This is a genomic window from Glutamicibacter sp. ZJUTW (assembly GCF_008370855.1).
GTDB classification, from domain to species: Bacteria; Actinomycetota; Actinomycetes; order Actinomycetales; family Micrococcaceae; genus Glutamicibacter; species Glutamicibacter nicotianae.
The window spans coordinates 2728590-2741308 of record NZ_CP043624.1; the positions used below are offsets into that span (position 1 = coordinate 2728590).

Sequence of the window (12719 nt, forward strand, 5' to 3'; positions counted from 1 at the left end):
CTTAGTCTTCGAAGGCTTCAGGAGCCGGGCAGGAGCAGATCAGGTTGCGGTCGCCGCCGGCGCCGTCGATGCGGCCCACGGTTGGGAAGTACTTGTCGAACTTCAGGCTGGCTACCGGGAAGGCTGCCTGCTCCACCGAGTACTTGCGGTCCCAGTTGCTGTTGACCACTGCCGAGACCGTGTGCGGAGCGTTGCGCAGCGGGGATTCCTCGATGCTGTACGCACCGGAGAGCACCTCGTCCATTTCCTGGCGGATGGTGATCATGGCTTCGATGAAGCGCTCGATCTCGGCCAGGTCCTCGGACTCGGTCGGCTCCACCATCAGGGTGCCGGCGACCGGGAAGGACAGGGTTGGCGCGTGGAAGCCGAAGTCGATCAGGCGCTTGGCCACGTCCTCGGCGGTGACCCCGGTCTTGGCGGTCAGTTCGCGCAGGTCCAGGATGCATTCGTGGGCGATCAGGTCCTGGTTGCCGGTGAACAGGATCGGGAAGTGCTCGCCCAGGCGCTTGGCGATGTAGTTCGCGTTCAGGATCGCGTGCTTGGTGGCTTCGGTCAGTCCGTCGCCGCCCATCATCGCGATGTAGGCCCAGGAGATCGGCAGCACGCCGGCCGAGCCGAAGGCGGTTGCCACGACCGGCACGCCGTCGCGCTCCGAGTAGGTGCCCGAGGCGTCGCCTGGCAGGAACGGCAGCAGGTGCTCGCCCACGCCGATCGGGCCAACGCCCGGACCGCCGCCGCCGTGCGGGATGCAGAAGGTCTTGTGCAGGTTCAGGTGCGACACGTCGCCGCCGAACTTGCCCGGCTGGGCCAGGCCCACCATGGCGTTCATGTTCGCGCCGTCGATGTACACCTGGCCGCCGGCGGCGTGGACCTTGTCGCAGACCTCGCGCACGTCGGCGTCGTAGACACCGTGCGTGGATGGGTAGGTGATCATGATGGCGGCAAGGACGCCCTTGTTGGCCTCGATCTTGGCATCCAGGTCATTGGCGTCGATGGTGCCATCGGCCGCGGTCTTCACGACGACCACGCGCATGCCTGCCAGCACCGCCGAAGCGGCATTGGTGCCGTGTGCCGATGCAGGGATCAGGCACAGGTCGCGCTGGCTTTCGCCGCGCGAACGGTGGTAGTCCGAGATGGCCAGAAGGCCGGCGTACTCGCCCTGCGAGCCGGCGTTCGGCTGGATGGAGACGCCTGCGTAGCCGGTGATGGCGGTCAGGCGGCCTTCCAGGTCGGTGATCAGCTCGCGCCAGCCGGCGGTCTGCGCGGCAGGTGCGTAGGGGTGGATGGACGCGAATTCAGGCCAGGTGATGGATTCCATCTCGGCGGCCGAGTTCAGCTTCATGGTGCACGAGCCCAGCGGGATCATGGTGCGGTCCAGCGCCAGGTCGCGATCCGAGAGGCGGCGCAGGTAGCGCATCATCTGGGTCTCGGAGGAGATCGAGTTGAAGATCGGGTGGGTCATGAAGTCGCTGGTGCGCACCATGGCCTCGGGCAGCTCGAAGCCTTCCGGAGCCGAGAGCTGCACGCCGAAGACCTCAAGCAGGGTCTTGACCACTGCGGAGGTGGTGGTTTCGTCGGTGGAGATGCCCACCTGGGTTTCGCCCACCTTGCGCAGGTTGATGCCTGCCTCGACGGCCTTGGAAATGATGGCATCGGCGTTCTCGACGTTCACCACAACGGTGTCGAAGAAGGTATCCGAGGCCAGGGTGAAGCCGCCTGCGACCAGCGAGCTGGCGATCACGCGGGCGTGGTTGTTGGCACGGGTTGCGATCTGCTTCAGCCCGGCCGGGCCGTGGTAGACGGCGTACATCGATGCGCAGATGGCCAGCAGGGCCTGCGCGGTGCAGATGTTGGAAGTGGCCTTCTCGCGGCGGATGTGCTGCTCGCGGGTCTGCAGCGCCAGGCGGTAGGCGGGAACGCCAGCGTCATCGGCCGAGACGCCCACCAGGCGGCCTGGCATCGAGCGGGTCAGGCCATCGGCAACAGCCATGTAGGCTGCGTGCGGTCCGCCGAAGAACAGCGGCACGCCGAAGCGCTGGGTGTTGCCCACGGCGATGTCGGCGCCCTGCTCGCCCGGAGGGGTGATCATGGTCAGCGACAGCAGGTCGGCGATCACGGTCACCATGGCGCCGGCTTCCTTGGCGGCGGCGATGATCGAGGCGTGGTCGGCGATCGAGCCGTCATTGCCCGGCTGCTGCAGCACGATGCCGGAAATGTCGCCCTCGGGCAGGCCTGCGGAGAGGTCGGCGACCTCGATCTCGAAGCCCAGCGCGTCGGCGCGGCCCTGCACGACCTTCAAAGTCTGCGGGAAGATGTTGGAGTCCAGGACGGTCTTGCCCTTGGCCTTCTTCTTGTTGGCACGGCGCATCATCAGCACTGCTTCGGCGGCGGCCGAGGATTCGTCCAGCAGCGAAGCGTTGGCGATCGGCAGGCCGGTCAGGTCCATGACCATGGTCTGGAAGTTCAGCAGGGCTTCGAGGCGGCCCTGGGAGATTTCTGGCTGGTACGGGGTGTAGGCGGTGTACCAGGCAGGGTTTTCCACGATGTTGCGGCGGATTACGGCTGGGGTGATGGTGTCGTAGAAGCCCTGGCCGATCATCTGGGTCTTCATGACGTTCTTCGAGGCAAGCGCACGCAGGTGGGCCAAGGCTTCGGTTTCGCTCAGCGCATCAGGGATATCCAGTGCGGAGTCCTGGCGGATATCTGCCGGAACGGCGGTGTCGATCAGTGCTTCCAGGCTGTCGTAGCCCAGGCTCTGAAGCATGGTGGCAACGTCGGAAGGACGCGGGCCGATATGGCGGGAGACGAATTCAGTATTCGCTGGTGCCGAAGTCTGCGTGATGGTCATGGTGCGGGTATCTCCATGGGATCTGTCTTGGCGCATGCCAAAGGAAGGTCTTTTTACCTCCCCATCCCTGTTGCATAACCTGAGAGTTTTACGCATCCAGCAAACCAAGCCGGGTACTTGCACCTTCGGTGAACCGGAACGGGCCGGTTTCTTTCCAGAGTTGCCTCATGATGGCGGTACGGGTGCCTGAGAGTTTCCTGGGGAGGAATTGCTCCTACGGCGCCCGTCCATGGTGTGAACGGGACTCTCCCGCCATCCGTCTATGGCGTGTGCTGCCGGCCGGAGGCCTGCAGCACACCACCATGTTACCCGCCTCGCCCCCAACGTCAAACAGGAACGGTGGCAGGAAAAGTCATAAACGCGTTCAGTTTGCGCCTGCAGTTAAACGGATGTAATCGGGATACTTCGCTGATAAGGAATCTCCCGACGAGGTGCCGGTGAGCCGTCGCTTGATCCACGGAGCCAAATGCTCCCTGGCCCAGCCCAATTCCTGCTTCAGTTTCTCGCCGCGCGAGTTCACCGCCAGCTCCGGCAGCGACGGCTGCTGGATCTTCGCAGACCAGTTCTCCTTGGTGATCTGCCCGGCGCCGAGCACGTCCAGGACCTTGGAGGCCATCAGCGTGTGGCCCAGCTCGTTCATGTGCAGCCGGTCCGGCGCCCAGTAGCGCAGGTCAGAGAATTCGCGCCATCGCCAGTAGTCGGCGATCAGCGCACCGTATTCGTCCGCGATTTCGCGGACCTTCTCGTTGTAGATGGCAGTGCGCGGACGGGTCTTGGAGAACAGCGGCGAGTCCACGGTGTCGAAACCGGTGAACAGCAGCACCGTGCTTCCGGCTTCGGAAAAGCGGCGCACCATGCCGGCATAGCCGCGCATCAGCGCATCCAGGTCGGCCTTGGGCCGCAGGATGTCGTTGCCGCCGGCGTAGATGGAGACCAGATCCGGGGCCAACGCAAGGGCCTGGTCCAGCTGCTGGTTGATCACCTGGCCGATCTTCTTGCCGCGCACGGCCAGATTGGCGTATTCCCATTCCCCTTCGGCGCAGAGCACCTCGGCCACCCGGTCCGCCCAGCCGCGCACCTGGTTAGGGCGGACCGGATCCGCGTCGCCAACGCCTTCGGTGAACGAGTCACCCAGTGCCACAAACTTCTTCACTTCGCTCCTGCTTCGTTCCTTGCCCGGTGGGGCGGCTATGCGTTGTTGCCGGCAGCCTGGGCCGCCATGTTCTTCTGCATGATCAGCTGGCGCGCCAGCTGGCTGAGCTTCACCCCGGTGGAGGTCTCCTTGAGACCTTCATTGCGCGAGGGGATGAATCCGAAGCCCAGCTGGTGGGCCGGATCGGCGAAGGCCAGCGAGGAGTTCGCACCGTCATGGCCGTAGGCGAAAATCGAGCCGTAATTGTTGCGCGCGGTGGCCTTCATGAATCCCAGGGCGAAGGCCTGCAGCAGTCCATTGGTCCGGTCATGGCCGTAGACCAGTTCGGTGGATACCTGGGACCAGGTGTCGGCGGAAAGGAAACCACGCGTGGTTCCCAGTGCCGGAACTGCACCGAAGGAGGCGGCATAGATGGCGGCCAGGCCCTGGGCGTTGGCCACCGCTCCCATGGATGCCGGGCCCAGTTCGCGCACCTGCGGCGCATTGGCCAGTTCGTGCCAGTTGTAGACCGGGCCAGTTTCCAGCGCGAACCCGGAGGCCGAATTCACCGCCAGTCCGGCCGGGGAAAACGGGTCGAAGAATTCGGTGGCAGCTTCGGCTGCTGGCAGCACATCGCGGTAGCGCGATTCCAGCGCTGGGTCCTGGCCGATGTAGGCCTCGGCGCCCAGCGGCTTGCGGATGCGCCCCTCGAAGACCTCCTTGAGCTCCTTGCCGGTGACCCGGCGGACCAGTTCTTCCATGAGCACGCCCATGGTGATCGCGTGGTAGCCGACGATATTCTGCCCCAGCGGCCAGACACTGGGCATGGAAGCGAGCACCTTGGCGTACTCGGCGGAGTCAAGGAGGATCTTGCTGGGCACGCCCCCGGGAACGCCCAGCACGCCGGCCTGGTGGCTGAGCACCTCGCCGACGGTGAGCCTGGATTTCCCGTTCTCGCCGAATTCAGGCCAGTAGGTGGCCATGGGCGCATTCGGATCAATCAGGCCATCTTGCACGAGCAGTGCCACGACCAGCGCGCCCAGGCCCTTGGTACAGGAGAAAACACAGGTCAACGCGTCGCCCGAGAGGTGCTCTCCGACGGTGTGGCTGAGCACCAGTTCTCCGCGGTGGTATACGGCCAGCTGCGCCGAGTAGCCTTCTTCCTCAGCGGCACGCGCTTCCAAAGCCTGGGCCAGGGGCGCGAAATCCTCAGTGATCACCGATTGCATCTAAATCCTTAAAGTGCTTGTTCCTCAACAACCAACCCTAACCGCAGTGCTCCCATTTCCCGAAGGTTCCACATGCTGTCCACCACCCAGCATATAGGTAGGTCAGCTCACACCTTTGAAGCGATTAAGCCACTCGCCGACGTAATAATGCCGTTCGTCTCGCGATTCTGCGAGCCAGCTCAGAGCCCGGTTTGCCCACTTCATGCGCTGACCCTAAAGTTGTAACGTTTGCCTACAAATTTGAAGGAGATGATCTCGATCGCATGACTGTGAACAGTGACACGGCCGTTACCGACGGCAAAGAAACAGAACTCCACCGGGTGATTGGCCCGAAGCTGCTGCTATTCCTCATCATGGGCGATATCATCGGCGCCGGCATTTTCGCCATTACCGGCAAGGTTGCCGGCCAGGTGGGTGGAGCCGCGTGGCTGCCGTTCCTGATCGCCTTCGCGATCGCGACCCTCACCGCCTTCAGCTACCTCGAACTGGTCACCAAGTACCCGCACGCAGCAGGTGCCGCCCTGTACATCCACAAGGCGTTCGGCATCCACTTCGTGACCTTCCTGGTGGCCTTCACCGTTGCCTGCTCCGGCATTACCAGCGCCGCCACCTCGGCCACCCTGGTCGGGCGGAACCTGCTGATTGGCATCGGCCAGTTCGTCGAGGGCGTTCCCAACACGCCTGAAGCGGGCATGTGGGCGGCTATTGCGGTGATCGTCATCCTCGCGATCATCAACTTCCGCGGCGTCGGCGAGAGCGTGAAGTTCAACCTCTTCCTGACCGTCGTGTCGCTGGCGATCATGGCCGCGATCATCGGCATCGGCTTCGCCGTGATCGCTTCGGGCCACGGAGACATCTCCCGCCTGGTGGTCTTCGAGACCCCGACCGACCGCAGCGTCTTCGCCGCCATGACCATGGGCACCGCCATTGCATTCTTCGCCATGGTGGGCTTCGAGGACTCGGTGAACCTGGTGGAGGAAACCAAGAACCCGAAGAAGGACTTCCCGAAGATCATGCTCATCGGCCTGGGCATCTGCGCCGTGATCTACATGCTGGTGGCCGTCACCGTCATCATGGTGATCCCCACCGGTGACCTGCTGAATCCGAAGAACCCGGATGCCGGCATCCTGCTGGATGTGGTGCGCATTGGCCTGCCGAATCTGCCGGTGGACGCGATCTTCCCGTTCCTGACCGTCTTCGCGGTGGTCAACACGGCGCTGATGAACATGCTGATGGCCAGCCGGCTGCTCTACGGCATGGCCCGCCAGGGCGTGCTTCCGCAGTTCCTGGGCAAGGTGCACTCGACCCGGCGCTCCCCATGGGTTGCGATCCTGTTCAGCACCGCGCTGGCCATCGCACTGGTTGCCTACGTGAACCTGGATACCGGCAGCAGCATCGTCGGCTCGCTGGGCGGCACCACCGCACTGCTGCTGCTGTGCGTATTCGCCGTCGTGAACGTCGCCCTGCTGGTGCTGCGCCGCGACAAGCCGGAGCCCGGCGCGTTCCGCGCGCCAACGATCATCCCGATCCTCGGCGTGGTCTTCTGCCTGTTCCTTGCCGGCCCTTGGGCTCGTTCCCGCGAGGACTGGGTACAGTACGAGATTGCCGGCCTGCTGCTGGTGATCGGCATCGTGCTGTGGGCAGTCACCTGGCTGATCAACCGGATCAATTACAAGAAGGGCGTCATTGAAACCCGCCCGGGCCAGTACTGATCCCTAGCTCTTAATGCAGCGATGCCCGCCGATTGATTCGGCGGGCATTGCTGCGTTAAGCGCGTTTTCTACGCCGCCTGCTCAACGGTTTCCTGGCGGAAACGAAGCTTCAGGCCGCGTTCGGTGCGTTGCCACCACGACGAGACCACGAGCACCGGGGAATCCGCGGGCTTCATGCGGTAGGCGAGCAGCACCATCTGCGCATCCACTTCGCGCGCCGCAAGCACCTGCACCGCACCGGTGCTTGGCAGTGCCACCCCGGATTCCAGCATGGATCGGACCGTGGCCACGTCCAGCAGGCCCCCATGCCGGGTCACTTCCTGATAGCCGGGGTGCAGGAAGTCGTTCAGCTCGGCGAAGCTGGCGCGGATCTGCGGGTCGAGAAAACCCTGCTCCAGCTCATAGGCGGCGGCCGCGATGTCCATGCCGGGTTCTGGCGTGGCAGCGGTTTCTTCCGCCGGTGCTGGTGCCGCCTCCGTCTCAGCCGGAGAGCCGGACGAGGCTGATCCACCGGCAGTGTAGCCGGGTCCAGCCTCTACTGCCGTGCCCTGCTGGTGCGCGGTGGCAGCCGCGCGGGCATGTCCGTCTGCTGCCTCGTTCAGCTCATGGCCGGCATGGCCCTTGACCCATTCAAAAGTGTATTTGCGCCCGGAAATGGCCTGATCCAGTTCCTTGAGGATGTCCTGGTTCAGTACCGGTTTGCCGTCGGCCTTCTTCCAGCCCTTTTTCTTCCACCCTGGCATCCATTTGCTGATGCAGTTGATCGCGTACTGCGAGTCGCACAGGATCTTCAGTTCTTCGTCTGGCAGGTGCTCGGTAGCCCGGAAGAGCTCGAGCACCGCCTGGAGCTCGCCCATGTTGTTGGTTCCGTGGTCCCAACCGCCAGCGGCCCAGTTGTCCTGGTCCACGTACCAGGCCCAACCTGCTGGTCCGGGATTCCCTAGGGCTGATCCATCCGCCGCTGCAATGATTGTCATGGTTTAATCCTGCCACGTTCACCGCACCGCGGGGTTCCAGGCATAGGGCCATGTCGCCAGCGAATTCCTGCAGAGCGGAACACAGCATCCCAGCGGATCCATGCCTAGGATTGGGTTGTGAAGAAAATTATGCCTGTACTGGCCACCCTAGCCTTGGCGCTCACCGCTTGCGGCGGCCCGTCGATCGATGAGCTGCGCGAGCAGGATCCGCAGGGCCATACCGCGTGCGTGCACTTTGGCGGGGGCATGGTTGACCCCGAGGGCATGGGCGCGACGAACATGGCGAAAGCCGCTGAGCACGGGGCGAAGGCCACGACCGGAGAAATCAGCGCTGCCGTGGCCACCGATGACGCCGGCACGCCGAAGATCACCGACTTGGCAGCATTCCAGGAGGCGTGCGAAGCCCAGGGCTTCGACTTCGAATAAAGCGCAGCGGCCCGGGATCCGCTCCATGGGATGGAGCTGCTCCTGGGCCGCCAGGCTGGTTCTTCCGGAGCCTAGGCAGGGTACAGCGGGTTGTGTCCTGCCTGGACGCGTTCCTCGGCACGGACTTCGCCCGGTGCCGTGCCGTTCAGGAACGGGCCGTGCTCTGCCAGTTCTTCCCGGTCCGGGGCTTCGAGCCAGTTCGCCAGATCCGGTCCCTTCGGAATGATCCCGGTCGGGTTGATGTCTTCGTGGACCACATAGTAGTGGGCCTTGATCTGCTCGAAGTCGATGGTGTCGCCAAAGCCTGGGGTTTGGAACAGATCCCGGGCGTACCCCCAGAGGTTGGGCATGTCGATGAGCTTGTTGCGATTGGCCTTGAAGTGGCCGTGGTAGACCGGGTCGAATCGCGCCAAGGTGGTGAACAACCGCACGTCGGCCTCGGTGATGTAATCGCCCATGAGGAAGCGGCGGGTGGATAGCCGTTCTTCGAGGTAGTCCAACGTGGTGAATAGCCTGTCGTAGGCGTCGTCGTAGGACTTCTGGTCCCCCGCGAACCCGGCACGGTAGACGCCGTTATTCACCTCGGTGAAAATCCGCTTGATCAGCGGCAGCATCTCATCGAGCTGGTCATGGGCAATGAGATCCGGTGCGCCTTCACGATGGAATTCCTTCCACTGCGTGGACATGTCCCAGGTGATTTGCGGGTAGTCGTTGGTGACAACCGCGCCGGTGGGGATATCGACAATGGCCGGAACGGTGATCCCGCGTGGATAATCGGCAAAGCGCTTGAAGTAGTTTTCCTGGACCCGCTCGGTGCCCAGCACCGGATCCTTGCCCTCCGGATCCAGGTCGAAGGTCCAGCTGCGCGCATCGTGGGTGGGACCGGGCAGTCCGATGGACAGCGCGTCTTCCAGGCCCAGCAGGCGGCGGACTATCAGGGTCCGGTTGGCCCATGGGCACGCGCGGGCGGCCACCAGACGGTAGCGGCCGGCCTCCACCGGCCAGAGCTGGGCGCCTTCGGACAGCCCTGCGTCGGGATGCCCGATCTTGCTGTGGCTGTCCTTGTGCCCATAGTGCTCGGCGCTGGCATCAGCGACGATGCGGTCCTGGATGTAGTTGGTGTCCCGGGTGAATTCTCCGCCGGTGACGTAGGAGCCCTTGGTCGAGTATTCGTCGCTCATCGCATTCCTTCCAAAGAATTTTGCGGTCCCATGCATAAACCATTCATGTCGAGACTATGGCAGTTGGACAGGTTTGGAAATGGCAGGGTGCCGATTGCCAGCACCCCGCCATATTCGATCTTCCTTAGGCGTTGACCGAGGCGCTGTCGCGCACGGTCGCCATGGCCTTGCTCCAGGCCAGAAGCTGCTCTAACATCGGCTGCACGCTGCCAGCGGACTGCTCGGTCGGTGCGAAGGTGGAGAAGTTCTCGAAGTCGGTGAACAGCGAGAACATGCCGGTCTTCTGCACATGGGCGATCTGCAGTTCGGAGAGGATTCCACGCAGGTGCTCCACCGCGCGCGAACCCATGGCGGAGCCGTAGCCGACCATGCCTGCGGCCTTGTTGTTCAGCTCGGCATTCAGGTAGCTCAGCGCGTTGGCCAAGGCAGGCTGGACAGAGTGGTTGTACTCGCCAACAATGAAAATGTAGCCGTCGAATTCACTCATCTTGGCGGCGAAGGCCTTGGTGTGGTCGTTCTGGTAGTTCTGGTAGGCGGCCGGGAAGGGCTCATCGAGAATCGGCAGGTTGAAATCCACGATGTCCACCAGCTCATAGTCGGCACCGCCGAATTCCTCGGCCTTGGCCAGCACCCATTGCGCGACAGACTGGTTGACGCGGCCTGGACGGGTGGAACCGGTAACGATAGCGATCTTCGACAATTCAATCTCCTTGGAGCTCTGCGGCCAACCACTTTAGTTGACACGTCATCATCTCTTGCCAAATCCCACTATACAGGAGATAATTGATGCGTCAACAATATTTCAGCATCCCCGTTGGGCAGAACATGGTTAGGAAAGAGAATGAAGAGCGAAGAGACCCGCTGGCTCACCGATAGCGAGCAGGACCTCTGGCGTACCCTGCGCGAATTCCTCTGGCAGTTCCCCAGCGCCATGGACCGCCAGATGCTCCGCGATTCGAATATGCAGTCCGGCGAATACTCGGTGCTGGCCGTGCTCTCGGAAACGGCCGAGCCGAGCCTGCGCCCGGCCGACGTGGCCACCGCATTGCGCTGGGATCGCTCCCGCCTCTCCCACCTGCTGCGCCGCATGGAAGCCAAGGGCCTGATCAGCCGCTGCTCGGATGAAACCGACCGCCGCGGGCACCAGATCACGCTGACCGCCCAAGGGCGCCAAACCATCGAAGAGGCCGCGCCAAGCCACGTAAGCTTCGTGCGTGAAACCATCTTCGACTCGCTGGAGCCGTCCGAGCGCACCGCCTTCGAATCGGCGCTGCCCAAGATCCTGGCCTCCCTGGAGCAGCAGGGCCTGAAACCGGACGAGTGCTAGCTGGTCCTCTGGGCCAGTTCGCTCTTGGCTACCAGCTGGGCGAACTGGCCCCCGCGCTGGACCAGTTCATCAAAGGTACCGGATTCGGCAATCCGTCCATCCTCCAGCACCACGATGCGGTCCGCCCGCATCACCGTGCTCAACCGGTGCGCGATGAGCAAGGTTGTGCGCCCCATCGCCAGCTCATCCAGCGCCCGCTGCACCAGCGCCTCGGTGACGGTATCCAGCGCACTGGTGGCTTCATCGAGCACCAGCACCTTCGGCTTGCGCAGCATGGTGCGGGCAATGGCCAGTCGCTGCTGCTCGCCACCGGAGAAGCGGTGCCCGCGCTGCCCCACCTGTGTTTCCAGGCCGTGCGGCAGGCTGCGGATCAGTCGCGCCATCTGCGCGGCTTCCAATGCATCCCAGAGCTCTTCTTCCGTTGCCTCCGGCGCCGCCCACAAGAGGTTCTCACGAATCGAGGCATGCAGCAGGTAGCTTTCCTGAGCCACCACGGAGACCGCCTGCGCGATCCCCTCGGGTTCGAATTCCTTCAGGTCAATGCCGTCGAGCAGCACCTGGCCCTCGGTGGGATCAAGCAACCGGGGCAGCAAGGATCCCAGGGTGGATTTGCCCGAGCCGGTAGCGCCAACCACCGCGGTCATGGTCCCGGCTTCGAGCTCCAAATTCAGCTGATCCAGGGTGGCGCGATCAGCTTCGGGGTAGCGGAAACTGACATTGCGCAACTCCACTTCGCCGCGCAGCTTCGCGGGTTCAACCGCCCGCGGATGCTCGGCTACCGGCAGCGCCTGGTCGGTATCGAGGTATTCGAAGACGCGGCTGAACAGGGCCATGGCCGAGATCCACTGGACCGAAATCTGCATCAGGCCCATGACCGGGCGGAAGATCCCGGCCTGCAACCCGGTGAAGGCCACCAGGGTGCCGATGCTCATGCCCTGCCCGGTCACGGGCAGGCCTGCCACGATGTAGAGCACCGCGGGGATGGCAGCGAAGATGATGCTCATCGTGGCCATGCGCCATCGCCCGGCCAAGGCGCTTTTCATTTCCAGGTCGATGAGCTTGCGGCTGGAGTCTCCGAAAGCTTGGGCATCGGCGGTACCGGTGCCCATGATCTTGGAGAGCCGGACCCCGGAGATGCTCAGGCGTTCTTCGATCAGCGAGGTCAAGTTGGACATCTCGCGCTGGCGCTTTCCTGTCACGGCGCGGCGCAGCTTCGCGGTTTGCTTGGCCAGCAGCACTGCTGGCGGCAGGACGACCAGGGAGATCAGGCTCAGCTTCCACGAAATCGCCACCATCGCGCAGGCGGTGGCAACGACCGTGGTCAGGTTCGAGGCAATGCTCGTGGCCGAATTGGTGATCACCGATTGCATCTGCCCCACGTCGTTGACCAGGCGGGACTGCACGTCCCCGGAGCGGGAGTTGGTGAAGAAACCCAGGGATTGCTTCTGCAGGTGCGTGAACAGCCCGGTCCGCAGTCCATGCATGACACGTTGGCCCATCAGGGTTGCCCGCCAGGTCTGGAGGACTTCCAGGATCGCGGTGGCCAAGGCGATCAGCACCAGTCCCCCGGCGCCCCAGAGCAGCAATCGGACGTTGCTGTGGGGAATGGCGTCGTCAATGAGTTCCCGGATGATGAACGGCTGGGCCAAGCCGATGATCGAGGATGCCACGATCAGCAGCATGACCGCAATCACCGATCCCAGATGAGGACGGAAGAGCCCGGCGATGCGTGCGAGCGACACCGGATGCTCGGAGAGCCACTGCTTGTCCTTTGCGGCATCCGCGGACCGGCCCCGTCCGCCACCGCCTGGATGCGGACCTGGCATTCCCATAGCGCTCATAAGCCCTCTCCTTGTCCTGGATTTCCCAAGTCCAGAATAACAGAGG

General features: G+C 63.5%; 10 protein-coding genes and 1 riboswitch. Of the genes, 3 read left to right on the forward strand and 7 right to left on the reverse strand.

The window, feature by feature from the left end:
* Position 1: 1 nt before the first annotated feature.
* The 3 genes from gcvP to F0M17_RS12875 all read right to left on the reverse strand — a co-directional run bounded on the left by gcvP (position 2) and on the right by F0M17_RS12875 (position 5209).
* Positions 2–2848 (reverse strand): aminomethyl-transferring glycine dehydrogenase, encoded by a 2847-nt coding sequence (gene gcvP, locus F0M17_RS12865; RefSeq protein ID WP_149597225.1) that lies wholly within the window; start codon positions 2846–2848, stop codon positions 2–4.
* Positions 2849–3012: 164 nt separating this feature from the next.
* Positions 3013–3110: riboswitch (glycine riboswitch) on the reverse strand.
* A gap of 102 nt (positions 3111–3212) precedes the next feature.
* Positions 3213–4001, reverse strand: a complete 789-nt coding sequence (locus F0M17_RS12870; protein ID WP_223308767.1) for an SGNH/GDSL hydrolase family protein — start codon at positions 3999–4001, stop codon at positions 3213–3215.
* A gap of 35 nt (positions 4002–4036) precedes the next feature.
* Positions 4037–5209, reverse strand: coding sequence for a serine hydrolase domain-containing protein (locus tag F0M17_RS12875; RefSeq protein ID WP_149597226.1), 1173 nt, complete (start codon positions 5207–5209; stop codon positions 4037–4039).
* Positions 5210–5472: 263 nt separating this feature from the next.
* On the opposite strand from F0M17_RS12875, the gene F0M17_RS12880 reads away from it, so the two are divergent.
* Positions 5473–6921, forward strand: coding sequence for an APC family permease (locus F0M17_RS12880; protein WP_149597227.1), 1449 nt, complete (start codon positions 5473–5475; stop codon positions 6919–6921).
* Positions 6922–6989: 68 nt separating this feature from the next.
* Here the strand turns inward: F0M17_RS12880 and F0M17_RS12885 are convergent, their stop codons facing one another.
* Positions 6990–7898, reverse strand: coding sequence for an RNase H family protein (locus F0M17_RS12885; protein WP_149597228.1), 909 nt, complete (start codon positions 7896–7898; stop codon positions 6990–6992).
* 117 nt (positions 7899–8015) lie between these two features.
* On the opposite strand from F0M17_RS12885, the gene F0M17_RS12890 reads away from it, so the two are divergent.
* The gene (locus F0M17_RS12890; RefSeq protein ID WP_100339262.1) at positions 8016–8324 is read left to right on the forward strand and encodes a hypothetical protein; all 309 of its coding nucleotides are present in this window, start codon (positions 8016–8018) and stop codon (positions 8322–8324) included.
* Between the two features lie 71 nt (positions 8325–8395).
* Here the strand turns inward: F0M17_RS12890 and F0M17_RS12895 are convergent, their stop codons facing one another.
* Complete coding sequence (locus F0M17_RS12895; RefSeq protein ID WP_149597229.1) at positions 8396–9505, reverse strand: glutathione S-transferase C-terminal domain-containing protein; 1110 nt, start codon at positions 9503–9505, stop codon at positions 8396–8398.
* 124 nt (positions 9506–9629) lie between these two features.
* Positions 9630–10205: an NADPH-dependent FMN reductase gene (locus F0M17_RS12900; protein ID WP_149597230.1), complete on the reverse strand. Its 576-nt coding sequence runs from the start codon at positions 10203–10205 to the stop codon at positions 9630–9632.
* Positions 10206–10346: 141 nt separating this feature from the next.
* Here F0M17_RS12900 and F0M17_RS12905 point away from each other — a divergent pair, with 141 nt between their 5' ends.
* Entirely contained in the window at positions 10347–10832 is a 486-nt protein-coding gene (locus F0M17_RS12905; RefSeq protein ID WP_149597231.1) for a MarR family winged helix-turn-helix transcriptional regulator, read from the forward strand.
* Here the strand turns inward: F0M17_RS12905 and F0M17_RS12910 are convergent.
* Positions 10829–12673 carry an ABC transporter ATP-binding protein gene (locus tag F0M17_RS12910; protein ID WP_149597232.1) on the reverse strand — a complete coding sequence of 615 codons (1845 nt, stop codon included), beginning with the start codon at positions 12671–12673 and terminating at the stop codon, positions 10829–10831. The two genes, F0M17_RS12905 and F0M17_RS12910, sit on opposite strands and share 4 nt — an antisense overlap.
* Between the last annotated feature and the right edge of the window lie 46 nt (positions 12674–12719).